Below are 24,055 nucleotides of genomic sequence, written 5' to 3'. Positions count from 1 at the left end.
GTGCCTGCGCACGGTGTTGCGCGACCAGGGCGCGCACGCGGTGAAGAAGGGTTGCGACAGCGGTGACTGCGGCGCCTGCTCGGTCCTGCTCGACGGGGAGCCGGTGCACTCCTGCCTGATCCCCGCGCACCGCGTGGCGGGCCGGGCCGTCACCACCGCCGCCGGTCTCGGCACCGAGGACGTCCTCGACCCGGTGCAGCGCGCTTTCGTCGACCGGGCCGGATTCCAGTGCGGCTTCTGCACGCCGGGCGCGGTGGTCACCGCGGCGGGCCTGGCCCGGTGCGGCGGCGCCGAACCCGCGGACCGCGCGGAACTGTGGAAGGGAAACCTCTGCCGCTGCACCGGGTACCGCGCGATCGGCGACGCGCTGGACGCGGCGGGCGTGCGCACCGCCGCCGGCCTCGAGCCCCGCCACGCCGTGGCAACGCCCGCGTCCGGAGACGGCGCCGCCGGCCTCGAGCCGCGCTCGTCGGCGCAGGCGCCCGCGTTCGTGAACGGCGGATCCGGTGCCGAGCCCGGGACGGCGCAGGCGCCCGCCCCCGAGGACGAGAGCACCGGTCTCGACGGGTCGCCGGGCGGTCGCCACCGGCAACAGGCCGAGCGCGGACCCGGCGCAGGTCGGACACCCGTGCGGGGGCAGGTCGGCGACGGTGTCGGCGCGCCCGCCGGGCCGCGGATCGTGCGCGGCACCGAGCCGTTCACCCTCGACATCGTCCCCGGCAGCGGGGAGCAGGCGCCGCCGGTCGCGCCCTGGCACCTGGCCGTGCTCACGAGCCCGCATCCCCATGCCCGGGTGCTCTCGATCGACACCGCCGCGGCGCTGTCCGTGCCGGGTGTGCGGGCCGTGCTGACCGCCGACGACGCGCCCGCCGTCGCGTTCTCCACCGCCCGCCACGACCTGCGCGAGGACGATCCCGACGACACCCTCGTGCTCGACCGGGTGGTCCGATACGCCGGGCAGCGGGTCGCCGCCGTGGTGGGGGACACCCCCGCGGCCGCGCGGGCGGGGGTCCGCGCGCTGTGGGTGCGCTACGAGGTGCTGCCCGCGGTGTTCACCCCGGAGGAGGCGCTCGCGCCCACCGCGCCCGCGCTGCACGGCGACAAGCCCGCCGCGGCCCGCATCGCCGACCCGGCCCGCAATCTCGTCGCCGAGATCCGGGGCGGGGTGGGCGACGCGGCCGCCGGGATCGCCGCCGCCGCGGAAGTCGTGCGCGGCGTGTGGCATTCGCCCCGCGTGCAGCACGTCCACCTGGAGACCCACGGCGGCGTCGGCTGGATCGACGCCGAGGGCCGCCTCGTCGTGCGCTCGAGCACCCAGGTGCCGTTCCTCGTCCGCGACGAGCTGTGCCACGTCTTCGGCCTCGCCCGCGACCGGGTGCGGGTGTTCGCCACCCGCGTCGGCGGCGGTTTCGGGGCAAAACAGGAGATGCTGGCCGAGGACCTCCTCGCCCTCGCCGTGCTGCGGACCGGGCATCCGGTGCAGTACGAGTTCACCCGCACCGACGAATTCGTCTCCGCGACCTGCCGTCACCCGATGCGCGTCGCGGTCACCGCCGCCGCGGCCGCGGACGGCACCCTCACCGCGCTCACGGTCGACGTGCTCGCCGACGCGGGCGCCTACGGCAATCACAGCGTCGGCGTGCTGTTCCACTCCGTCGGCGAATCGGTCGCGGTGTACCGGTGCCCGAACAAGCGCGTCGACGCCCGGGCCGCCTACACCAACAACATGCCCTCCGGCGCCTTCCGCGGCTACGGCCTCGGCCAGGTGATCTTCGCCGTCGAATCGGCGATCGACGAGCTGGCACGCAGGCTCGATACGGATCCGTTCGAGTTCCGGCGCCGCAACGTGGTGGTCCCCGGCGACCCCTTCACCGGATTCGAGGAGGACGAGTCCGACCTCGGGTTCGGCAGTTACGGCCTCGACCAGTGCCTCGACGCGGCCCAGGCCGCCCTGCGCCGGGGCAACGGCGTCGCAGCGCCGGGGCCGGACTGGCGGGTCGGGGAGGGGATGGCGGTCGCCATGATCGCCACGGTCCCCCCGCGCGGGCACCACGCCGAGGCCACCGCGCGGCTCCTGCCCGACGGCCGCTACGAACTCCGCGTCGGCACAGCCGAATTCGGCAACGGCACCACCACCGTGCACGCGCAGCTCGCCGCGACCGCGCTCGGCACCTCCGCCGACCGGATCGTCGTGCGCCGCTCCGACACCGACCTCGTCGGCTACGACACCGGCGCCTTCGGCTCCACCGGCACGGTCGTCGCGGGCCGGGCCGCCTACGCCGCCGCCCTCGAACTGCGGGCCATGCTGCTGGCCAGGGCGGCCAAGGTCAGCGGACATCCCGAACGGGACTGCGTGCTCGAACCGGACGGCGTGCGCTGCGGCGCCGAGCTGCTGACCGCCGAGGCGCTCTCGGCCGACGGCGAGCTGCTCGCGCACGGACTGCACGCGGGCACACCGCGTTCGGTGAGTTTCAACGTGCACGCCTTCCGCGTCGCGGTGCGGCCCGACACCGGCGAGGTGCGGATCCTGCAGTCGGTCCAGGCCGTCGACGCGGGCACGGTGATCAACCCCGTCCAGCTGCGCGGCCAGGTCGAAGGCGGCGTCGGCCAGGCCATCGGCACCGCGCTCCACGAGGACCTGCGGTCGGTCGACGGGGTGGTCACCACGCGCGCGCTGCGGCACTATCACGTTCCGCAGTACGTCGATCTGCCCGTGACCGAGGTGTACTTCGCCGACACCGAGGACGCGCTCGGGCCGCTCGGCGCCAAGTCGATGAGCGAATCGCCGTACAACCCGGTCGCGCCCGCCCTCGCCAACGCGATCCGCGACGCCGTCGGCGTACGGCCGGACCGCCTGCCCATGACCGCCGACCGCGTCTGGCGGTCGGTCGAGGAAGGAGCCGCCGGGTGACCGATCACCTGCCCGCCCACATCCGTGCCCGCGCCGACGCCCTGCTCGACGCCGTCGACGCCGGGCTCCGCGCGCGCTGTCCCGGACCGGGCACCCGCCCGCAACCGGTGCACACCGTCTACGTGCCCGCCGACCAGGCCGCCGAGGACACCCCGGCCGACTGGGGCGCGCGTGCCCTCGCCCTGCTCGACGCGCACCCCGCCCTCTTCGCCGGGCTCGACGGGCCCGCCGTCCTGCCCCTGGTGCGGGAACGGCTCGGCACCACGCCGATCCAGGATCTGCGCATCGACTTCGAGGACGGCTACGGCTTCCGCGACGACGCCGAGGAGGACGCGGCGGCCGCCGCCGCGGGTCGCCTCATCGGCGGGTGGGCGGGCACCCCCGGGCGGCCCGCGCACACCGGGGTGCGGATCAAGGGGCTCGCCGCCGGCGAGCGCAGGCGCGCGCTGCGCACCCTCGACCTGGTCATCGACGCCGCGGGCGGGGTGCCGGACGGGTTCGTGTTCACCGTGCCGAAGATCCGCTCGGCCGAACAGATCCCGCCGCTGGTCGCCGTCTGCGAGGGCCTGGAGAGCGGCTTCGGGCTGCCCGCGCACTCCCTGCGCTTCGAATTGCAGGTCGAGTCGCCGCAGGCCGTCATCGCCCCCGACGGCGGAACGCCGCTCCCGCGCATGCTCGAGTACGCCGACCAACGATGCAGCGCCCTGCATTTCGGCACCTACGACTACACCGCCGCCTGCGGGATCGCCGCCACCGATCAGGCCCTCGATCATCCGGCCGCCGACCACGCCAAGACGGTGATGCAGGCCGCGGCCGCGCAGACCGGCGTGTGGATCAGCGACGGCTCGACCCAGATCGTCCCGGTCGGCGACGAGGTCGAGGCCGCGGTGCGCAACCATCACCGCCTGGTCGAACGGGCCCTGCGCCGCGGCTACTACCAGGGCTGGGACATGCATCCGGGGCACCTGGTCACCCGCTGGCTGGCCACCTACGGCTTCTTCCGGCGCGCCGTCGAGGTCGCCGTGCCCCGCCTCACCGCCTACCTCGCGCGGCGCGGCGGGGGCGTGGTCGACGAACCCGCCACCGCCGAAGCCCTGGCCCGCACCGTGCTGCGTGCCCTCGACTGCGGCGCCTGCGCCGCCGACGAGCTACCGGGCGCCCTGGACATCGATACGCTGCGAGCGCTGGCCGAACGCCGGACGCTCGCCCCGGCCGCGCCGGAGAAGTGATGGGAGACAGCGTGACCGACGACTTCACGGCCCTGCCCGACCTGGCCGTCCGCGGCCTCGGCGGCTCGGTGATCTGGGCGAACGACGAGTTCTTCGCCGAGAAGGAGAACCTGATCTCCCCCGGCCCCGCGCAGTACCGGCCGTCCACCTTCGGGCACAAGGGCCAGATCTACGACGGGTGGGAGACCCGCCGCCACCGGGGACTGCCCGGCGACGACAGCGCGGTCATCCGGCTCGGCGTCCCCGGCGTGATCCGGGGTGTCGTGGTCGACACCGCGTGGTTCACGGGTAACTACCCGCCCGCGGTCTCCCTCTCGGCCCTCGAGATCGGCGGCTACCCGCCCGCCGAGGAGATCGCCGCCCGCACCGACTGGGTGCCGCTGCTCGATCGTGTCGAGGTGTCCGGCGACAGCCGCACCCCGTTCCCGATCGCCGACGACCGGCGCTGGACCCACGTCCGGCTCACCATGCATCCCGACGGCGGCGTCGCCCGGCTGCGCGTGCACGGCGAGGGCAGGCCGGATCCGGAGCTGCTCGGCCTCGGCCCGCTCGACCTGGCCGCCATCGAGAACGGCGCCCTCGTCCTCGACTGCTCCAACCGCTTCTACAGCTCGCCCAACCAGCTGCTCTACCCCGGTCTCGCCCGGGTCATGGGTGACGGCTGGGAGACCGCCCGCCGCCGCGACGACGGCAACGACTGGGTGCGGATCAAGCTCGCCGGACCCGGCGCGATCCGCCTCGCCGAGATCGACACCTCCTGCTTCCTCGGCAACAGCCCCGGCGCCGCCCGGCTGACCGGGGTCACGACCGACGGCACCGAGGTCGAGCTGCTGCCCCGCACGAACCTGCTGCCCGACACCCGGCACCGGTTCGCCCTCGCCCCCGCCGCCGCCTCGGTCGAGGAGGTCCGCCTCGACATCTATCCCGACGGGGGCCTCGCCCGGCTGCGCTTGTTCGGAGAACTGGGCGCATGAGGGATTTCGTCGGCTACGGCCCCACCCCGCCGGACCCGCGCTGGCCCGGCGGCGCGCGCATCGCCCTGCAGTTCGTGCTCAACTACGAAGAGGGCGGGGAGAACAACGTCCTGGACGGGGACGCCCATTCGGAGACGTTCCTGTCCGAGATGACCCCCGCCGAGGCGTTCCCGAACCGGCACATGAGCATGGAATCGCTCTACGAGTACGGTGCGCGGGCCGGATTGTGGCGGGTGCTGCGGGTGTTCGAGCGGCGCGGGCTGCCGTTGACGATCTTCGCCGTCGCGCGCGCCATGCAGCGCAATCCCGAGGCGGTGGCGGCCTTCCGCGAACTCGGCCACGAGATCGCCGGGCACGGGCTGCGCTGGAAGAGCTACCAGCTCACCGACATCGACACCGAACGCGCGCACCTGGCCGAAGCCGTGCGGGTGCTCACGGAACTGACCGGCGAGCGGCCGCTGGGCTGGTACACCGGCCGCGATTCACCGAACACGCGCGCGCTGGTCGTCGAGCACGGCGGATTCACCTACGACGCCGACTCCTACGCCGACGACCTGCCCTACTGGGTGCGCGTCGACGGCCGCGATCACCTGGTGGTGCCCTACACCCTCGACACCAACGACATGCGGTTCGCCTCGCCTGCCGGTTTCGCCACCGGCGAGGAGTTCTTCGCCCACCTCCGCGACGCCTTCGACGTGCTGTATCGCGAAGGCGCCGAGGGCAGCCCGAAGATGCTCTCGGTCGGGCTGCATTGTCGGCTGGCGGGCCGTCCCGCGCGGACCGCCGCGCTGGAACGGTTCCTCGACCACGTGCAGTCCCACGAGAAGGTGTGGATCACCCGGCGCATCGACATCGCCGACCACTGGCGCCGGGTTCACCCCGCGGGCTGACCTGCTCCGGCGGCGGGGTCAGGCGAACAGGCCGCGCACGAACGGCAACGAGTCGACCAGCGAGGCGTTGACCGTGCCGTCGTGGTCGGTGGGGTAGGTGCGCACCGTCACCGGCTGGCCGCCCGCGGTCAGCACCGCGGCGAAGCGCAGCGTCTCCGGGGTGATGACGTCGGTGTCGCGCAGGCCCTGCCCGAGGAACAGCGGGCGGTCGTAGCCCGACTCCGGCAGGCCCATGTAGCCGGCCAGCAGGCCGTGCAGGTCCGGCAGCGAGGCGAGCGGGCGGGCGAACAGATCCCCCAGCACGACGTCCGCCGCGGCCAATTCCTCGCCGAACGGGCCGATGCACGCGGTCCGTGCCCTGGTCAGCCAGTCGCGGCCCGCGTCGGTCAGCAGGTCGTCGACGCCGAGCCGCGGATAGGTGGTGCGCAGGCCGTTGAGGATGTAGAGCACGTAGGCGGTGGTGTGCGCGCCGAGTTCCAGCGGCGGCACGCCGGGGCCGAGGGGCACCAATATGTCCTCGATGTAGGCGGGCACGCCGGTGCCGACCGCGCCGCGGTAGTCGAGGTCGGGTCCGCCGAAGGCGGTGGCGTAGCGGGCCGTGTAGACGGCCGCGCCGCCGCCCTGGGACTGGCCGACCACCGCCCACCGACGGGACAGCTGCGGGTACTGCCGGGTCGCCGCGTGGACCGCGTCGACCACGTTGTGCGCCTCGACGACGCCGTTGAGGTAGGGGTGCTCGCCGTCGCCGCCGAGCCCCGCGTAGTCGGCGGCCACCACGGCGTAGCCCTGGGCGAGCCAGGTGCCCAGGTAGGCCCAGTCCCGGTCGACCGCAGCGGGGCCGGCCACGCTGTAGGCGCAGTCGTCGCCGAGCCCCACGGTGCCGTGCGCCCAGGCGATCACCGGCCAGCCGCCCGCGGGCGGCTCGCCGGCGGGGAGATAGACCGCGGCGCTGGTGTCGACGGGCGCGTCGCCCGCGGTGGTCGAGCGGTAGATGAGCCGCTCGGCCCTGGCCGAGCCGGGCAGGACCGCCGCGGCGGGCAGCGGTGCCACCGAGACCGGCGTACCGATCTCGGGAGCGGGCTGCGCGCCCGCCCGCTGCGGTACGAGGGCCAGGGTGGTCGCCACGGCCACCGCCACGGCTGTCCGGATCCGCATGTGTCGTCCTCCTCGTCGGATGCGGGTGCAGTCTGGCAGATCGGCGCGCCCGGTGACGACACGCACACTGATGCGGCCCGGCGTGGTGTGTGAAACGACTCACAGCGTGCAAGGGTTGGCCCTGTCCCGGTGCCACCGGGTGGAGATCGCTAGCAGTACGGGCGTTATGCTAAAACTCCTGGTCAGCACTACCGGTGGGTAGGTTTCACGCTTGCAATTAGCTCGCAAATTTCGCAAAGTTAGCAAGTGCCTGGGCAAACATAGCTGAGATTCACATAAGCAACAGGTAGACGGCTATTTCCAGGTGTGCCATCGTGTGGAAGTACACCCCTTGGGCCTAGCAAGCCTGCAAATTGCCCCCGCAGTACGAACCGCGCAACCGAAAGCGTTTGCCCGCTGGAAGATTCGCCGGACCCGCGCCGCGAGGGCACCTACTACCGAGGAAGTGGAGTCAGAGATGTCGACTGTCGGCACCCCGAAGACCGCTGCGGAGATCCAGAACGACTGGGACACCAACCCCCGTTGGAAGGGCATCACCCGCAACTACACCGCCGAGCAGGTCGTCGCCCTGCAGGGCAACGTCGTCGAGGAGCACACCCTCGCCCGTCGTGGTGCCGAGATCCTCTGGGACCTCGTCAACAACGAGGACTACATCAACTCCCTCGGTGCCCTCACCGGCAACCAGGCCGTGCAGCAGGTCCGCGCCGGCCTGAAGGCCATCTACCTGTCGGGCTGGCAGGTCGCCGGTGACGCCAACCTGTCGGGCCACACCTACCCCGACCAGTCGCTGTACCCGGCCAACTCGGTTCCGGCCGTCGTGCGCCGCATCAACAACGCGCTGCTGCGCGCCGACGAGATCGCCAAGATCGAGGGCGACGACTCCGTCAAGAACTGGCTGGCCCCGATCGTGGCCGACGCCGAGGCCGGCTTCGGTGGCGCGCTGAACGCCTACGAGCTGCAGAAGGCGATGATCGCCTCCGGCGCCGCCGGCGTCCACTGGGAGGACCAGCTGGCGTCGGAGAAGAAGTGTGGCCACCTGGGCGGCAAGGTGCTGATCCCCACCCAGCAGCACATCCGCACCCTGACCTCCGCCCGGCTCGCGGCCGACGTGGCCGACGTGCCGTCGGTGATCATCGCCCGCACCGACGCCGAGGCCGCCACCCTGCTCACCACCGACGTGGACGAGCGCGACCGTGAGTTCCTGGACGGCACCCGCACCGCCGAGGGCTTCTTCGGCGTGAAGAACGGCATCGAGCCCTGCATCGCGCGTGCCAAGGCCTACGCCCCCTACGCCGACCTCATCTGGATGGAGACCGGTGTTCCGGACCTCGAGGTCGCGCGCAAGTTCGCCGAGGCCGTCCGCAGCGAGTTCCCGGACCAGCTGCTGGCCTACAACTGCTCGCCGTCCTTCAACTGGAAGGCGCACCTGGACGACGCGACCATCGCGAAGTTCCAGCGTGAGCTCGGCGCGATGGGCTTCAAGTTCCAGTTCATCACCCTGGCCGGCTTCCACTCGCTGAACTACGGCATGTTCGACCTGGCCCACGGCTACGCCCGCGAGGGCATGACCGCCTTCGTCGACCTGCAGGAGCGCGAGTTCAAGGCCGCCGCCGAGCGTGGCTTCACCGCCATCAAGCACCAGCGTGAGGTCGGTGCCGGCTACTTCGACACCATCGCCACCACCGTGGACCCGAACACCTCCACCGCGGCCCTGAAGGGCTCGACCGAAGAGGGTCAGTTCCACTGACATGTGGCGGCGCCTCCGGCGCCGCGTGTTCGCCGCCTCCAGGGCGGTGAACGGGGCTCCCCGAGGTCGCCCCGGAGCGGGTTGAGTTCTTTGCCCCGGTGCGAAACTCGCGAGAGTTTCATAGGTTTCGATTCCCGGCCCGGAATCGGAAAGCACGGCCTCTACCTTCGGTAGGGGGTGTACTGCCCTCCTCCGCTGAACAGCCCCAGCGGAGGAGGGCATCCCTATACTTTGGGTCGCAGACCGTATCCGGGCCGAGACCCGCGGCGCCAGCCGCCAAAAAACACAGGAGCGGACCGTGAGCAGCGAGAAGATTCAGCGCGTCGGCATCATCGGCGCCGGACAGATGGGCGCCGGCATCGCCGAAGTGTGCGCCCGCGCGCACGTCGACGTCCTCGTCTACGAGACCAGCCGCGAACTTGCCGCCGCGGGCCGCGCCCGCATCCTGCGTTCGCTGGACCGCGGCGTGAGCAGCGGCAAGATCACCGAACGCGAGCGGGAGCAGGCCGCCTGGCGGCTGCGCTTCACCTCCGACCTCGGCGACTTCGCCGACCGTCAGCTGGTCGTGGAGGCCGTCGTCGAGAACGAAGAGGTCAAGACGGCCATCTTCGCCGAGCTGGACAAGGTGGTCACCGATCCCGACGCCGTGCTCGCCTCCAACACCTCCTCGATCCCGATCATGAAGATCGCGGTCGCCACCGCCAACCCCGAGCGCGTGGTCGGCCTGCACTTCTTCAACCCGGTGCCGGTGCTGCCCCTGGTCGAGCTCATCACCACGCTCAAGACCAGCGAGGCCGTCACCAAGCGCGCCGAGCAGTTCGCCGCCGACATCCTCGGCAAGCAGGTCGTGCGCTCGGCCGACCGCTCCGGCTTCGTCGTCAACGCGCTGCTCGTGCCGTACCTGCTCTCGGCCATCCGCATGGTCGAATCCGGTTTCGCCACCAAGGAAGACGTCGACAAGGCCATGGTGCTCGGCTGTGCCCACCCGATGGGCCCGCTCGCGCTCATCGACCTGGTCGGCCTCGACACCGTCAAGTCGATCGCGGACTCGATGTACACCGAGTTCAAGGAGCCGCTGTACTCGGCCCCGCCGCTGCTGTCGCGCATGGTCGAGGCCGGCCTGCTCGGCAAGAAGGCGGGCGCGGGCTTCTACCAGTACGGCAAGTAAGTCCTCGCCCGCGAAGGCCACCGTCACCGCGATGCGATGAGGTGGCCTTCGCCGCGTCGGGGACTTCGCAGGGGGAACGGCAGCCGGCCCGTTGCTCGGCATAAGCTGCAATCGACCGGTCGCACGCGCCCGGTCGTGTCGAGCGCAACGCGTGACGCCCCGTGGGTGCCGCGCAGGTGATGGAAAGGGATGTCCCGCATGGTCAACGTCACCGACGGATTCGGGTCCAGCGTTCTCGGTTATCCGAGGATCGGCCCGCACCGCGAACTCAAGCGTGCGCTCGAGGCGTACTGGCGCGGCTCGCTGGACCGGGAGGAACTGCTCGCGGTCGGCCGCGACATCCAGGACCGGCAGTTCTCCGAGCTGGCCGCCACCGGGCTCACCCAGGTGCCCGGCAACACCTTCTCCTTCTACGACCACATCCTCGACAACGCGCTGCTCTTCGGCGCCGTCCCCTCGCGGTTCGAGCCGCACCGGGAGGGCCTGCACCCGCTGGACTTCTACTTCCTGATGGCGCGCGGCAACCCCGACCTGCCGCCGCTGGAGCTGGTCCGCTTCTTCGGCACCAACTACCACTACCGCCAGCCCGAACTCGACGCCGACACCCAGTTCTCGCTGCACCCCGAGGCCCTGCTCGACGAGTGGGACCGCGCCATCGCGCGCGGCATCGAGCTGCGTCCGGTGGTGCTCGGTCCGGTGTCGCTGCTGCTGCTGTCCAAGGCGGGGCACGTGCCCGGCGCCGAGGAGTTCGACACGCTGACGCTGCTCGACAAGCTGCTGCCGTTCTACGAGGAACTGTTCGAGATCCTCGCCAAGCGCGGGTCCACCTGCGTGCAGCTCGACGAGCCCTGCTTCACCCAGGAGCGATCCGCGACCGAGCTGGCCGCCTTCGAGCGCGCCTACCAGCGGCTGGGCAAGGCCCCGCTGCGCCCGCGCATCCTGGTCACCGGCCAGTACGGCGACTTCGGTGAGGCGCTGCGCATCCTGGCGGCGAGCCCGGTGGAGGCCGTCGGCCTCGACCTGTCCGCCTACCGCATGACCCCCGAGGAACTCTCGGCCATCCCGGGGATCTCCCGCAAGCGCCTCTACGCAGGCGTGATCAGCGGCACCAACATCTGGCGCGCGGATCGCTACGTCACCCTCAACTACCTGAACTCGATCGCGGCGATCTGCCCCGACCTCGTCGTGTCCACCGGCACCACGCTGCTGCACGTGCCCTACGACGTGCTCGCCGAGTACGACATCGAGGGCAACGTGGCCGACCGGCTCGCCTTCGCCAAACAGAAGGTCGGCGAGGTGGTCTCGCTGGCGAAGGCGCTCACCGAGGGCCCCTCGGAGAAGTGGCGCAAGCGGCCGACCGAGGTCCACTTCAAGCAGAAGCACGCCGTCCGCCAGCGGGTCTACGCGATCACGCCGGAGATGCGCGAACGCGAACCCTACGACGTGCGCCGCGCCGCCCAGCAGGAGCGGCTCAACCTGCCGGTCGTGCCGACCACCACCCTCGGCTCCTTCCCGCAGAGCGGCAAACTGCGCCAGGCCCGGCACGAGCTGGCCCAGGGCAGGCTGTCCGAGGACGACTACCGCAAGCAGGTCGAGGCCGAGATCGAGGCAACCATCCGCCTGCAGGAGGACATCGGCCTCGACGTGTTCGTGCACGGTGAGCACGAGCGCAACGACATGATCCAGTTCTTCGCCGAACAGCTCGACGGCATGGCGACCACCCGCTTCGGCTGGGTGCAGGTGTACGGCTCGCGGTGCGTGCGGCCGCCGATCATCTACGGCGACGTCGCCCGGCCGGGGCCGATGTCGGTGGACTGGGTGTCCTACGCGCAGTCGCTGACCGACAAGCCGGTCAAGGGCATGGTGACCGGCCCGGTGACCATGCTGGCCCGGTCGTTCGTCCGCCAGGACCAGCCGCTCTACGAGACCGCCGACCAGGTCGCCCTCGCCATCCGCGACGAGGTCGTCGACCTGGAGAAGGCCGGGATCGCGATCATCCAGGTCGACGAGCCCGCCATCCGCGAGCTGCTGCCGCCGCGTCCCGAGGGCCGCGCCGAGTACCTGCGCTGGGCCGTGGCCGCGTTCCGCCTCGCCACCTCCGGCGTGCGCGCGGACACCCAGATCCACACGCACATCGGCTACTCCGGCCGCACCGAGGTCGTCGACGCCATCGAACAGCTCGACGCCGACGTCACCGCCATCGTGGCGACCCGTTCCATCGAGTGGGTCCTCAACGCCCTCAAGGACGACGCCGCCACCGGCCACGGCCTCAGCCACGGCGTCGGCCCCGGCGTCTACGAGAGCCGCTCGGCCCGCATCCCCGACATCGACGAACTCGACGAACTGCTCACCGCCGCCGCCGAGGCCGTCACCCCGCAGCGCCTGTGGGCCAACCCCGACGGCGGCCTGAAGACCCGCCACTACTGGCAGCTCGACCCGTCCCTGCGCAACATGGTCGCCGCCGCCCGCCGCGTCCGCCGCCGCGCGGCCGCGGAGCAGTCCGCGACGTAGCCGCGTTCGCCGGCGGAGGCCGCATCGGGAAGACCCGGTGCGGCCTCCGCCGTTCGCCGGTCAATGGGCGCCGTGGCTGAGGGCGGCTACGGCGAACATGGCGGCCACGCCGAGCAGGGTGCAGGCCAGGGTGGCTCGGGACGGGTGGTCGGCGTGGGCTTCGGGGAGGATGTCGGCGGTGGCCAGGTAGAGCAGGAAGCCGGCGAAATAGCCGAGGTAGAGGCCGATCCAGTCCTCGGGGACCTTGATCAGGGTGCCGAGGACGGCGCCGACGACGGGGGCGAGCGCGTCCAGGGCGAGCAGGGTCAGGGCGCGGCGGCGGGCGTTGCCGTAGAGGGTGGAGATGGTGAAGGTGTTGAAGCCGTCGGCGAAGTCGTGGCAGATGACGGCGATGGCGACCGAAAGGCCGACGGCGGCGCCCGCCTGGTAGCCGACGCCGATGCCGAAGCCGTCGAGCATACTGTGGAAGATCAGCCCCGCCGCGGCGAGCAGGCCGACGGATTCGAAACCGTGCCGGTGTGAGCCGAACTCGTGCTCGTGCCCGGTGTGCAGGGCGACCGCGCGTTCGATGATGTGGATGCTGAGGAAGCCGATCACCGCGGCGATGAGGGCGGCGGGCACCCCGGCGACGAGCTGACCGGACTGTTCCAGCGCCTCGGGCATGAGCTCGAAGGCGACCACGCCGAGCAGCACGCCGGCCGACAGGCCGAGCACCAGGTGCTTGCGGTCGCCGACCCGGATCGCCACCCACCCGCCGAACAGGGTGGACAGCATGGAGACCAGCGAGAGCAGGATCGCCACGGGTCACCGGTCCTCGGGGTCGTCGTCGGACTTCGGCTGCTGCTCCTTCTTGTCCCGCGGGTCGGGCAGGCCCGTGTCGGTGACCTCGTAGCGGCGCACGTAGGCGCCCGCGAAACCCTGGACGGTGGCGGTGACCGGAATGGCAAGCAGGGCGCCGGTCGGCCCGAGCAGCGCGGCGCCTGCGATGACCGCGCCGAAGGCCACCGCCGGGTGCATGTCCAGCGTGGTCGCGGTGATCCTCGGCTGGAGTACGTAGTTCTCGAACTGCTGGTAGGCGACGATGAACACCAGGATCCACACCGCGCTGACGGGGTCGTGCACCAGCGCGACGATCACCGGCAGCGCGCCGGCCAGGTAGGTGCCGACGGTCGGGATGAACTGCGAGACGACGCCGACCCACAGCGCCAGCGCGAAGGCGGACGGCACGTCGAGCACGCGCAGCGCGACGTAGTGCGCCAGCGCGGAGCAGAGCGCGAGCAGCGCGCGGGAGTAGATGTAGCCGCCGGTCTTGGCCACCGCGATGTCCCAGGCGCGCAGCACGTGCTTCTGCTTGCTCGGCGGCAGGAACGAGCAGACCCAGCGGCGGAACCTGGGGCCGTCGGCGGCGAAGTAGAAGGTGAACAGCAGCACGCCGAGCATCTGGAACAGGACACCGACGGCCGCCGTGCCGATGCCCCAGACGTTGCCCGCCAGCCCGACCAGGTAGCCCTCGATCGTGGAGCTCCAGTCGGTGACGTACTTGGTGAGGTCGTTGCCCGAGAGCTGGGTGTCGAAGGTGTTGTTGATCCAGGAGATCAGGTCGTCGACGTAGTCGGGGGCGTTGTTGACCAGCTCGGTCACCTGGTTGACCAGCAGCGCGCCCAGCGTCCACACGAACGCCACCGTGACCACGACCAGCAGGCCGAACACCACGCCGGTGCCCGCGCCGCGGCGGACCCCGCGCTCGGCCAGCCAGTTCACCGCCGGTTCGATGGCGAACGCGAGGAACAGCGAGATCATCAGGATGACCAGCAGGTTCTGCAGCTTGCCGAGGATCCAGAAGGCGGTGATGAGCCCGGCCACCGCCAGCATCACGTACAGCAGGGACCGGGGCAGCCAGCGAGGTGGTGTCCGCGCCGACCACAGCGCCGCCAGGTCGCTGGGTGGTGCGGTGCGTGCGTCGTTCGGATCGTCCTCGGCAGCCACGGAACTCACGGTACCGAGGCCCGTGGCGCCGAGCCCGCTGGCGCGCGGGTCAGATGGTGGCGGCGTCGATCACGAAGCGGTACTGCACATCGCTGGCCACGACCCGGTCGTAGGCCTCGTCGATCTCGTCGGCGGCGATGAGTTCGATCTCGGCGCCGATTCCGTGCGCGGCACAGAAATTCAGCATCTCCTGGGTCTGCGCGAGGCCGCCGATCAGCGAACCGGCCAGAGAGCGACGGTAATTGACCAGGTTGCGGCCGGTCACCTGCAGGGGCTTCTCGGGCAGGCCGAGCAGGACCAGGGTGCCGTCGAGGGCGAGCAGTTTGAGGTAGTCGTCGATGGGGAGGTCGGCGGAGACGGTGTTGATGATCAGGTCGAACCGGCCGCGCAGCTCCCGGAAGGTCTGCCGGTCGCTGGTGGCGTGATAGTGGGTGGCGCCGAGGCGAAGCCCGTCGTCGCGCTTGCGCAGCGACTGGCTGAGCACGGTGACCTCCGCGCCGAGCGCCGCGGCGATCTTGACGCCGATGTGGCCGAGCCCGCCCATGCCGATGATCGCGACCTTCTTGCCCGGCCCGGCGTTCCAGTGGCGCAGCGGCGAATACAGGGTGATGCCCGCGCACAACAGCGGCGCGGCGACGTCGAGGCCGATGCCCTCCGGGATGGCCAGCACGAAGGACTCGTCCACCACGATGCCGGTGGAGTAGCCGCCCAGCGTGTAGCCGTTCGCCTGCACCTCGGGGGCGACGCGGGAGTTGTAGGTCCAGGTCGCGCCGTTGGCGCAGTACTGTTCGTCGCCCGCCAGGCACGGCGCGCAGCGGCCGCAGGAACCGACGAGGCAGCCGACCCCGACCCGGTCGCCCACCGCGAACCTGGTCACCGCCGAGCCGACCGCCGCGACCACACCGGCGATCTCGTGGCCGGGCACGCACGGGTACTGCGCGCCGCCCCATTCGTCGCGGGCGGTGTGGATGTCGGAGTGGCAGATGCCCGCGTACTTGATGTCGATGGCGACATCGTTCGGTCCCGGCTCGCGGCGTTCGATGGTGATCTTCTCGAACGATCCGTCGGCGGCGGGTAGGGCATAGGCGGCAACATTGCTCATCTGTACATGCCTACCTGCGCATGCGGCGTTTCGCCAGCGCGCGGCCCGATCAGCGCCGCCCGGAGCGGGTCGCGGGGGACAATGGGATCCCACTGGCCGGAGAGGACAACCGCGTGAAGAGTGCCGGACGGGTCCTGGTGCCGCTGGTCGTGCTGGTACTGGCGGCAGCCGCGTTCCTCGGGTATCGCGGCGATCTCGGCGACGGATGGCGCGGCGCGCAGACCGTCACCCTCGTCACGCCGCCGCCCGAACCGCCGCCGGTCGACCCGGCCGCCGTGGCCGCCGCCGTGCAGCCCGCCCTGGTCAACATCGAGGTGGCCGCCCGCCCGTTCGGCGCGGGCGCGGCGGGCACCGGCATCGTGATCGGCGCCGACGGCGAGGTGCTGACCAGCCACCACGTTGTCAAGGGCGCCGAGGACGTCACCGTCACCGACGTCGGCAACGGGCGCAGCTACGACGCCACGGTGCTCGGCTACGACTCCGGCACCGACATCGCCGTGCTCACCCTGCGCGGGGCGACCGGGCTGACCACCGCGCGCCTCGGCACCTCGGCGGACCTGCGGATCCGGCAGGAGGTGCTCGCCATCGGCAACGCGGGCGGCACGGGCGGCACCCCGACCGCCGTGCACGGCCGGATCAGCGGCCTCAACAGCACCATCGTGGCGGTGAACGCCGCGGACCGGACCCGCAAGGCGCTCACCGGCATGGTCGAGATCAGCGCGCCCGTGGTGGCGGGCCAGTCCGGCGGGGCGATGGCCGACGGCACCGGGGCGGTGGTCGGGGTGATCACCGCGGCCTCCGGCGAACCGGATCCGGCGGCGGCGCCCAAACCGCCCAACGGCTACGCGGTGCCGATCGACACGGCCATGCGCGTCGTCCAGCAGATCCGCTCCGGCACCCCGTCCGAGAACGTGCACGTCGGCCCGACCGCGACCCTGGGGGTCCTGGTGTCGGACGCGAAACCGGCGGGCGCGCGGATCGACCTGGCGCTCTACGGGCAGCCCGCCTACTCGGCGGGTCTGAAGGAGGGCGAGGTGATCACCGCGATCGACGGCAAGTCGGTCACCACCGCGCGGGCGCTGCGGGCCGCGATCAACGTGCGCGCGCCGGGCGAGACGATCCGGCTGACCATCCGCGGCCCCGACGGCGTCCAGCGGCCCGTGCGGGTCGAGCTGGCGACCGGCACCCCGAACTAGACCAGGCTCAGCCAGTAGTCCTGGAACTTCAGGAAGACCAGCACGAGCACGACCGCGTAGAAGAGCGCGGCGAGGGTCCAGCGCCACTGCGCGACGATGCTCATCACCCCGCGCGAGCGGCCCCAGGTCTCGTTGGTCGCGACCACGAACACCAGCGGGGTGACCGCCCACACCACCATGCAGTACGGGCACAGGGCGTTTATCCGGTACAGGCTCTGGAAGATCAGCCAGCAGACCAGCGCCATCCCGGCGATCGAGCCGAGCCACAGCCCGCCCCACACCCAGCGCGGGAACCCGACCCCGACCACCGACAGCACGGCCAGCGTCACCACCACGGTGAACCCGGCGATGCCGAGCAGCGGGTTGGGGAAACCGAACAGCGCGGCCTGGTCGGTGGTCATCACCGACCCGCACGACAGCACGGAGTTGATCGAGCAGGACGGGGTGTAGCCGCTGTCGGTGAACAGCTTGAACCGCTCGACGGTCAGCGTGAACGACGCCACCCAGCCCGCCAGACCGGCGAGCAGCAGCAGCCAGGCGGAGCGGGGTGACGCGGTGATCACTTGGCCGCGTCCGCGATGACCGAGGCGAGGCCGTTCTGGGTGAACAGCGCGTCGGTGACCTGGGTGCCGTTCACGGTGACGGTCGGGGTCGACTGCACGCCGGAGTTCAGCGTGGCCTGGGTGGTGTCCTTGATGTACTGGTCGTACTTCTTGCTGTTGACGCAGTCCGCGATGGCCGGGTCGGTGTAGCCGGCGTCGGCGGCGATCTGGATCAGTTTCGCGTTGTCGTGGCCCGCGCCGCCCTCGGCGGGCTGCTGGGCGAACATCGACTGCAGCCAGTCCTGGTAGTGGGTGACCCCGGTCTCGGCCACGCAGAACGAGGCGTTGGCCGCGCGCGAGGAGTACTGGTTGGTGGACGCGCGGTCGAGGAACGAGATGATCTGGTATTCGACCACGGCGGTGCCGTCGGCCACCGCGTCCTCGAGCGCCTGGCCGTTGGCGGCCTCGAACGCCTTGCAGGCCGGGCACTGCAGGTCGGCGACCACGCGGATCTTGACCTTGGCGTCGGGGTTGCCGACGCGCACCGCGCCGGACTCGGTGACCTGGCCCGACACCGGGGCGCCCTGGGTGCCCGGGCCCGCCGTCGAGTCGCTGTCGGAGCCGGATCGCTTCACCGCGATACCGATGCCGATCGCGGCGACCAGCGCGATGAGAACGCCCGCCACGGCGACCTGGATCAGCCGCTGCCGCTTCCGGTCCGCCGCCTCGGCCTCGGCCAGTGGGTTCCTGCCCGTGCTCATCGTCGTGTCACCACGCCTTCCGCTCGTTCGATTCCCGCCGCCTGCGATGGTAGGCCCGTCCGGGCCCGCGCACACGGCTGCGACACATCATGGTCGGCCAACCTGAGAGTTGACCAAGATCGGCGTCAGGCCTGGTCGAGGCGGCGCAGCTGCTCCTCGATGTCGAACGACGCGGCGGGCCAGTCCAGCTTCAGGCCCTCCAGCGCGTCGATCAGCAGCTCGGTGACCGCGAGCCGCGAGTACCACTTGTGATCGGCGGGCAGCACGTACCAGGGCGCGTAGTCGGTGTTCGTGCGGTCGAGCATGGCCTGATACGCCTCCTGATAGGCGGTCCAGTGGGCGCGCTCGTCGATGTCGGCGGGGTTGAACTTCCAGTACTTGTCCGGGCGCTCCAGGCGCTCGCGCAGCCGCCGCTTCTGTTCGTCGAGGGAGACGAACATGGCGACCTTCACGATGGTGGTCCCGGTGTCGGCCACCTCGCGCTCGAAGGCGTTGATCTGGTCGTAGCGCGGCTCCCAGACGTCGCGCGGCACGAGGTCGTGGACGCGCACGACCAGCACGTCCTCGTAGTGCGAGCGGTCGAAGACGCCGATCTGGCCGTGCGCGGGCAGGCGCTTGCGGATGCGCCAGAGGAAGTCGTGCTGCTTCTCCTCCTCGGTCGGCACGCCGAAGGACGCGTGGTCGACGCCCTGCGGGTCGACCGAGCCGATGACGTGGCGCACGATGCCGCCCTTGCCCGCGGTGTCCATGCCCTGCAGCACGAGCAGCACGCTGCGGGTGTCGCCGGAGCGGCCGTTGGCGAAGAGCCGTTCCTGCAATCCGGACAGCACGGTGGAGCGTTCGGCCAGCAGGCTCTGCGCCTTCTTCTTGTCGCCCGTGTAACCCGGGGTGCTGGAGGTGTCGAGTTCGGCGACCCGCAGGCCGTCGGCGCGCAGCGCGGTGGTGACGGGCTGAGCCCAGTGTTTGGCCATTCTTCTGCTTAGCACGCCGGATCGGGTTGCGGCGGCAGGCGCGAGGGATCGGTGGCCCGCCAGCACTCGACGCCGTGCGGGTCGGCGATCTCGGCGCGGTGCACGTACACGGGGTCGGCGCCCGCCGCACGCTGGCCGCGATAGTCGGCGAGCAGCCGGACCGCGATGACGCCGAGCGGCAGGATGGCGGTCAGGTTGACCAGCGCCATCACGCCCATGAACACGTCGGCCAGGTTCCAGATCAGCGACACCGAGCCGAGCGCGCCGCCGAACACGGCGACCAGCACGAGGACCCGGAACGCGGTGAGGACTTCGGGACGCCCGGTGAGGAATTCGATGTTGGATCGCCCGTAGTAGAAATTGCCGATCATCGAGCTGAAGGCGAGCAGGAAGACCACCAGGGTCAGGGTGTGCCCGGCCCAGCCGCCCAGCGAGTCCCGCAGCGCGCTCTGGGTCAGGTCGGCGCTGCGCCGCTCGGACAGGTCGGGGTCGGTGGTCAGGATGATGAACGCGGTGATCGAGCAGATCAGCAGGGTGTCGAAGTAGACACCGAGCGACTGCACGAGACCCTGCTTCACCGGGTGCGAGACATCCGCCGCCGCACCGGCGTTCGGCGCCGAGCCGAGGCCCGCCTCGTTGGAGAACATGCCGCGGCGGATGCCCTGCTGGATCGCGGTGCCGATGCCGCCGCCGACCACCTCGCGGAAGCCGAAGGCGCCGCCGACGATGTCGGCCAGCACCCGCGGCAGGTCGCCGATGTTCAGGACGACCACGGCGACCCCCAGCAGCAGGTAGACCACCGCCATCACCGGCACGAGCACCTCGGTGATACGGCTGATGCGGCGGACCCCGCCGAAGATGACCAGCCCGAGCAGCACGACGAGGAGCAGGCCGAGCAGCGGCCCGAACCAGTCGCCGCGCACCGCGCCGAACGAGGCGCGGCCGGTGGCGACGATGGTGTTGGCCTGCACCGCGTTGAACACGAAACCGAAGGTCAGCGTGATGACCACGGCGAAGAGCACGCCCTGCCAGCGCCTGTGCAGCCCGCGCTCGATGTAGTAGGCCGGGCCGCCGCGGAAAGCGCCCGGTTCGCTCTCGGGCACCTTGTAGAGCTGGGCCAGCGTGGATTCCACGAAGGCCGAGGCGGCGCCGAGGGTGGCCATCGCCCACATCCAGAACACCGCGCCCGGGCCGCCGACGCTGATCGCGGTCGCCACGCCCGCGATGTTGCCCGTGCCGACCCGCGCGGCCGCGGAGATGGTGAACGCCCCGAACGCCGACACCGAGGTGCCGCCGTCGGCGGCGGGCTCGCCCTTCTCGGTCACCACGCGGAACATCTCCGGCAGCTGCCGCAGCTGCACCACCCCGGTCCGGACGGTGAAGTAGCCACCGGCCGCGATCACCAGCGGGATCAACAGCCAGGTCCAGAACACGTCGTTGACGTCGACGATGACCGAGTTCAGCGCGTCCATGCCGGGGACCGTACCGCCGCGGGACCCGCCGATCGGTCAGGCCGCGGCCATGTCGGCGTCCCCGGATCGGGCGCCGCCCGCGCTCGGCGGCACGGCCTCAGGCGGGACGGGTGGCGCTCACGTACTGCATGAACCGGTGCAGCTGCTGGTCGATCTCGGTGAGCCCGGCCTCGGCGAACAGCCGCGGGAACGTGTCCTGATCGAAGAGCCGCAGCCCGCTCAGGCCCGCGACGGCTGTGCTGGCGGTGCCGAACAGCGAGTCGTGGCGCAGGCTGGTGGTCAGCGCGATCCGGCCGCCGGGCGCGAGCACCCGGATCATCTCGCGCGCGGCCAGCAGCGGGTCCGGGATCAGGTAGAGCGCGCCGAAACAGCAGACCGCGTCGAAGGCGCCGTCGGCGAACGGCAGGGTGCGCGCGTCACCCCGCACGTACCCGGCGCGGGGCGCCGCGTTGTCGGCGACCGCCTTGGCCAGCATGGGCTCGCTGAAGTCCAGCCCGGTGACGAAGCCGTCGCCGGTGACGTGCTCGCTCAGGTACTTGGTGAAATTGCCCGGCCCGCAGGCCAGGTCGAGGACCTTCTGCTCGCCGCCGAGCCGCAGCGTGGCCACCGCGTCGCGCCGGTCGGCGCCCGTGGTGCGGCCGCTGGCCAGGTAGAACAGGGTCGGGCGCCAGGCGTGCTCGTAGACCGCCGCCAGCGCGGGCGCGTTCATCGTCTTGCGGGCGAGGTTCACTGCCGGGTGACCTCGATGGTCATGCCCGCCGCGCGCAGGCGTTCGGTGAGCCGTTCGCCCATGGCCGAGGTGGGGGTGAGCACACCTGCGCGCTCGGGCAGGGTGTCGAAGGCCAGGCACAGGCCGCTCTGGCCGAGCAGGACCGCGGTCGCCTGGTAGCCGGGGTCGCCCTGGCCGGCGAAGGTCGCCTGGTAGCGGGCGCCGGAGCTGGTGCGCGCGAAGGTCTTCATGGTGAACCAGCCGCTGCGGCGGGCCTCCTCGCTCGGGCCGGTGCCGGGCTTGGGCAGGATGCGGTCGAGGACCTTGCGGCCGAGCGGCACCCGCGACAGCACCGCGCCCGAGGCCATGCCCGCCACGATGCCGCCCGCGACACCCGCGGCCACCAGCGGCGCGACCGCCGAGCGGCCCGCGTTCATCACCTCGCGGTACCGGAAGTGCTTGCCGTAGGCCCAGCCGAGCAGGCCGTTCGTGCGGCGGACCACCTTCGTGTTGTGGGCGGCCATGATGAAGGTGGTGACCCACCCGTCCAGGCTCGGGTCGATCGAATCCGCCCGGGCGAGCGCCTGGTCGGACTGGCGGCCCAGGTCGGGCTCCATGCTGCGGTCGGGCGACAGCGAGTAGGGGTTGGCCATGATCGCCCCGCGCTTGGAGTTCGCGGCGATGTCCTCCATCATGGCGCGGCCGGAATCGATGGTGCCGCCGCTCATCCCGCCCTTGAGGTAGGCGACCAGCGTGGTCTCCTCGAGCTCGCCGGTGCCGTCGGCCACGGCCTGCCGGTAGATCTCGTAGACGCTCAGGTCGGACGGGATCGAGTCGTACCCACAGGAATTGACGATCTTGGCGCCGGTGTCGATCGCGGTCCGCTCGTGGGTGGTGATGGCGTCGTGGATGAACAGCGGCTCGCCGGTGAGATCGGCGTAGTGGGTGCCCGCGGCGGCACACGCCCCGACCAGCGGCAGCCCGTAGCGCAGGTACGGCCCGACCGTGGTGACCACGACCCTCGTGCGCCGGGCCAGCGCGATCAGCGAGGCGGTGTCGGTCGAATCGGCCTGGACCAGTTCCCACTTCGCGGCCGCGGGGCCGAGATCGGCGCGCACCTCGGCCAGCTTGCCGGGGCTGCGGCCCGCCAGGGCGATCCGGGCGCCGTCGGGCGCGGCGGTGGTCAGGTATTCGGCGGTCAGCTTCCCCACGAAGCCGGTCGCGCCGAACAGGACCAGGTCGAACTCTCGGGTGTCGGTCATCGAGCGCCTTTCGCTGCGGTGCCCTGATCGCCGGCCGGGCGGGCCTTACGCGGGCGGGTCTTCTTGACCGGCTCGGGCGGATGCGTCGCGAGCCATTCGTGATGGGCCACACCGAGTTCGGTGGCCGGGGGAGCGTCGTAGAGCCATTCGCGGGCGATGGCGTACCAGTTGTTGGTGCAGCCCAGCTGGCCGAGCATGCCGAAGGTGAGGAAGTCGGCGCGGCGGGAGAACAGGTGCTCCGGCGGCAGGTTCTGCTGCTTCATGCCGGTGAACTCGCTGGCCCGCGGGTCGACCGCGAGCAGGAACGCGCCGCTGGCCAGTTCGGGGGTGATGGTGAGTTCCTCGTCGACCAGACACCACTCCGAGGCCGACAGCACGTACTCCAGACACTCCTCGGCGCCGATCTCCTCCGGCGAGTCGATCACGCCGCGCTGGATCATCAGCTCCCGCAGATCCTCGGCGCGGTCCTCGGCGGCCGCGCGCAGGCAGAGCTTCTCGAAGTGCACGTGGGCCGGGTCCATCCGGTTGAACAGGCCGAAGTCGAGGAAGGCGACCCGCCCGTCCGGGGTCAGCAGCACGTTGCCCGGGTGCGGGTCGCCGCAGAACTCGTTGAAGGTGAACAGCGAACCGACGTAGAAGCGGTAGATGATCTCGCCCATGCGGTCGCGCTCGGCGTCGGGCATGGCCTGCGCCTGTTCGAACGCGATGCCCTCGACGAACTCGCTGACCAGCACGCGCGTGGTCGACAGTTCCGGCAGCGACCGCGGCACCCGGATGAACGGGTGACCGTCGTAGAGCTTGGCGATCTGGGCCTGCGTGGCGGCCTCGGCCACGTAGTCCAGCTCGCCCTCCATGTTGAGCTTGAGCTCGTCGAGCACGGCCGGGGTGATCCAGGGCATGGCCGAGGCGAGGATGCGGCGGAACATGGTGAGGTTCTTCAGGTCCGCGCGGACGGCGACGTCGATGCCCGGGTACTGCACCTTGACCGCGACCGCGCGGCCGTCGGTCAGCGTGGCCCGGTAGACCTGGCCGATCGACGCGGCGGCGATGGGCTCGGGGTCGAACTCGGCGAACACCTGGTCCAGCGGCCTGCCGAAGTCCTGCTCGACGACCTCGCGCATCGCCTCGAACGACACCGTGGGCGCCGCGTTGCGCAGCACCGCCAGCCGCTGCTGGAACCGGTCGCGGTGCTCGTCGGGCACCAGGTCGAGGTCGAGGACCGACATCATCTGGCCCAGCTTCATCGCCACGCCTTTCATGGTGCCCAGCACCATGACCACCTGTTCGGTGGTGCGGATCATCGACTCCTCGGCCATGCGGGCCCGCACGGCCTCGGACCGGCCGCGCATGGACAGGCGGGTGCGCTGATTCCGTATGACGGTACTGGCGGCCACGGCACCGAGTTTGGTGCCGCGGGCCAGCCGTGAAGTCGGCACATTCTTCGCCATCGAGGTACCTCCGTTGGTGCC

Annotated in this window: 19 protein-coding genes; 8 read left to right on the top strand and 11 right to left on the bottom strand. The window is 71.3% G+C overall.

Translation table 11 applies throughout. From position 1 onward, the window contains the following. The 4 genes from ON36_RS25615 to puuE all read left to right on the top strand — a co-directional run. On the top strand, window positions 1-2,911 hold a 2,911-nt coding region (locus ON36_RS25615), incomplete at its 5' end, for a molybdopterin-dependent oxidoreductase (RefSeq protein ID WP_043658676.1). Then, the gene (locus ON36_RS25610) at window positions 2,908-4,140 is read left to right on the top strand and encodes a DUF6986 family protein (RefSeq protein WP_043658649.1); all 1,233 of its coding nucleotides are present in this window, start codon (window positions 2,908-2,910) and stop codon (window positions 4,138-4,140) included. The genes ON36_RS25615 and ON36_RS25610, both read left to right, overlap by 4 nt. Next, window positions 4,140-5,114: an allantoicase gene (gene alc / locus ON36_RS25605; protein WP_043658674.1), complete on the top strand. Its 975-nt coding sequence runs from the start codon at window positions 4,140-4,142 to the stop codon at window positions 5,112-5,114. Before ON36_RS25610 ends, alc begins: the two co-directional genes overlap by 1 nt. Next, window positions 5,111-6,004: an allantoinase PuuE gene (gene puuE, locus ON36_RS25600; RefSeq protein ID WP_043658648.1), complete on the top strand. Its 894-nt coding sequence runs from the start codon at window positions 5,111-5,113 to the stop codon at window positions 6,002-6,004. Before alc ends, puuE begins: the two co-directional genes overlap by 4 nt. 18 nt (window positions 6,005-6,022) lie before the next feature. Here puuE and ON36_RS25595 read toward each other — a convergent pair whose 3' ends face one another. Beyond that, a complete protein-coding gene (locus ON36_RS25595; RefSeq protein ID WP_043658647.1) occupies window positions 6,023-7,159 on the bottom strand; it encodes an alpha/beta hydrolase in 1,137 nt (378 codons plus the stop codon). 457 nt (window positions 7,160-7,616) lie between these two features. Between ON36_RS25595 and aceA the strand changes: the two genes are divergently transcribed. From aceA to metE, 3 genes are all read left to right on the top strand, one after another. After that, a complete protein-coding gene (gene aceA, locus ON36_RS25590; RefSeq protein ID WP_043658646.1) occupies window positions 7,617-8,906 on the top strand; it encodes an isocitrate lyase in 1,290 nt (429 codons plus the stop codon). Between the two features lie 298 nt (window positions 8,907-9,204). Then, the gene (locus tag ON36_RS25585; RefSeq protein ID WP_043658644.1) at window positions 9,205-10,074 is read left to right on the top strand and encodes a 3-hydroxybutyryl-CoA dehydrogenase; all 870 of its coding nucleotides are present in this window, start codon (window positions 9,205-9,207) and stop codon (window positions 10,072-10,074) included. 198 nt (window positions 10,075-10,272) lie between these two features. After that, window positions 10,273-12,585 (top strand): 5-methyltetrahydropteroyltriglutamate--homocysteine S-methyltransferase, encoded by a 2,313-nt coding sequence (gene metE / locus ON36_RS25580; RefSeq protein ID WP_043658642.1) that lies wholly within the window; start codon window positions 10,273-10,275, stop codon window positions 12,583-12,585. A gap of 60 nt (window positions 12,586-12,645) precedes the next feature. Here the strand turns inward: metE and ON36_RS25575 are convergent, their stop codons facing one another. The 3 genes from ON36_RS25575 to ON36_RS25565 are packed head-to-tail and all read right to left on the bottom strand — an operon-like array spanning window position 12,646 to window position 15,673. After that, window positions 12,646-13,386 (bottom strand): ZIP family metal transporter, encoded by a 741-nt coding sequence (locus ON36_RS25575; RefSeq protein WP_043658639.1) that lies wholly within the window; start codon window positions 13,384-13,386, stop codon window positions 12,646-12,648. A gap of 3 nt (window positions 13,387-13,389) precedes the next feature. Then, window positions 13,390-14,571 (bottom strand): AI-2E family transporter, encoded by a 1,182-nt coding sequence (locus tag ON36_RS25570; protein WP_083885414.1) that lies wholly within the window; start codon window positions 14,569-14,571, stop codon window positions 13,390-13,392. 49 nt (window positions 14,572-14,620) lie between these two features. After that, entirely contained in the window at window positions 14,621-15,673 is a 1,053-nt protein-coding gene (locus tag ON36_RS25565) for an NAD(P)-dependent alcohol dehydrogenase (protein WP_043658638.1), read from the bottom strand. Window positions 15,674-15,786: 113 nt separating this feature from the next. Here ON36_RS25565 and ON36_RS25560 point away from each other — a divergent pair, with 113 nt between their 5' ends. Then, the gene (locus ON36_RS25560) at window positions 15,787-16,869 is read left to right on the top strand and encodes a S1C family serine protease (protein WP_043658637.1); all 1,083 of its coding nucleotides are present in this window, start codon (window positions 15,787-15,789) and stop codon (window positions 16,867-16,869) included. On the opposite strand, the gene ON36_RS25555 is transcribed toward ON36_RS25560, so the two are convergent. The 7 genes from ON36_RS25555 to ON36_RS25525 all read right to left on the bottom strand — a co-directional run bounded on the left by ON36_RS25555 (window position 16,866) and on the right by ON36_RS25525 (window position 24,034). Beyond that, a complete protein-coding gene (locus ON36_RS25555) occupies window positions 16,866-17,432 on the bottom strand; it encodes a vitamin K epoxide reductase family protein (RefSeq protein WP_052314345.1) in 567 nt (188 codons plus the stop codon). The two genes, ON36_RS25560 and ON36_RS25555, sit on opposite strands and share 4 nt — an antisense overlap. Next, window positions 17,429-18,172 (bottom strand): DsbA family protein, encoded by a 744-nt coding sequence (locus ON36_RS25550; protein WP_043658635.1) that lies wholly within the window; start codon window positions 18,170-18,172, stop codon window positions 17,429-17,431. The genes ON36_RS25555 and ON36_RS25550 overlap by 4 nt, the downstream gene beginning before the upstream one ends. 125 nt (window positions 18,173-18,297) lie before the next feature. Continuing rightward, window positions 18,298-19,143 carry a polyphosphate kinase 2 family protein gene (locus tag ON36_RS25545; RefSeq protein WP_043658633.1) on the bottom strand — a complete coding sequence of 282 codons (846 nt, stop codon included), beginning with the start codon at window positions 19,141-19,143 and terminating at the stop codon, window positions 18,298-18,300. Between the two features lie 8 nt (window positions 19,144-19,151). After that, complete coding sequence (locus ON36_RS25540) at window positions 19,152-20,615, bottom strand: alanine/glycine:cation symporter family protein (protein WP_043658632.1); 1,464 nt, start codon at window positions 20,613-20,615, stop codon at window positions 19,152-19,154. A 97-nt stretch (window positions 20,616-20,712) separates the two neighbouring features. After that, a complete protein-coding gene (locus tag ON36_RS25535; protein ID WP_043658630.1) occupies window positions 20,713-21,345 on the bottom strand; it encodes a class I SAM-dependent methyltransferase in 633 nt (210 codons plus the stop codon). Further along, a complete protein-coding gene (locus tag ON36_RS25530; protein WP_043658628.1) occupies window positions 21,342-22,586 on the bottom strand; it encodes a saccharopine dehydrogenase family protein in 1,245 nt (414 codons plus the stop codon). The genes ON36_RS25535 and ON36_RS25530 overlap by 4 nt, the downstream gene beginning before the upstream one ends. Then, the gene (locus ON36_RS25525; RefSeq protein WP_052314344.1) at window positions 22,583-24,034 is read right to left on the bottom strand and encodes an ABC1 kinase family protein; all 1,452 of its coding nucleotides are present in this window, start codon (window positions 24,032-24,034) and stop codon (window positions 22,583-22,585) included. Before ON36_RS25525 ends, ON36_RS25530 begins: the two co-directional genes overlap by 4 nt. Window positions 24,035-24,055: the final 21 nt, after the last annotated feature.

The sequence above is a fragment of the Nocardia thailandica NBRC 100428 genome (genome assembly GCF_000308795.1).
GTDB lineage: Bacteria > Actinomycetota > Actinomycetes > Mycobacteriales > Mycobacteriaceae > Nocardia > Nocardia thailandica.
This window is presented reverse-complemented; position numbering and strand designations above follow the sequence as displayed.

Excerpts from the sequence above, each read along its gene's own strand:
- alc (WP_043658674.1), top strand. The coding sequence starts at position 4,140 with ATGGGAGACAGCGTGACCGACGACTTCACGGCCCTGCCCGACCTGGCC.
- ON36_RS25525 (WP_052314344.1), bottom strand. The coding sequence starts at position 24,034 with ATGGCGAAGAATGTGCCGACTTCACGGCTGGCCCGCGGCACCAAACTC.
- ON36_RS25540 (WP_043658632.1), bottom strand. The coding sequence starts at position 20,615 with ATGGACGCGCTGAACTCGGTCATCGTCGACGTCAACGACGTGTTCTGG.
- aceA (WP_043658646.1), top strand. The coding sequence starts at position 7,617 with ATGTCGACTGTCGGCACCCCGAAGACCGCTGCGGAGATCCAGAACGAC.
- ON36_RS25530 (WP_043658628.1), bottom strand. The coding sequence starts at position 22,586 with ATGACCGACACCCGAGAGTTCGACCTGGTCCTGTTCGGCGCGACCGGC.
- puuE (WP_043658648.1), top strand. The coding sequence starts at position 5,111 with ATGAGGGATTTCGTCGGCTACGGCCCCACCCCGCCGGACCCGCGCTGG.
- ON36_RS25565 (WP_043658638.1), bottom strand. The coding sequence starts at position 15,673 with ATGAGCAATGTTGCCGCCTATGCCCTACCCGCCGCCGACGGATCGTTC.
- metE (WP_043658642.1), top strand. The coding sequence starts at position 10,273 with ATGGTCAACGTCACCGACGGATTCGGGTCCAGCGTTCTCGGTTATCCG.
- ON36_RS25595 (WP_043658647.1), bottom strand. The coding sequence starts at position 7,159 with ATGCGGATCCGGACAGCCGTGGCGGTGGCCGTGGCGACCACCCTGGCC.
- ON36_RS25550 (WP_043658635.1), bottom strand. The coding sequence starts at position 18,172 with ATGAGCACGGGCAGGAACCCACTGGCCGAGGCCGAGGCGGCGGACCGG.
- ON36_RS25545 (WP_043658633.1), bottom strand. The coding sequence starts at position 19,143 with ATGGCCAAACACTGGGCTCAGCCCGTCACCACCGCGCTGCGCGCCGAC.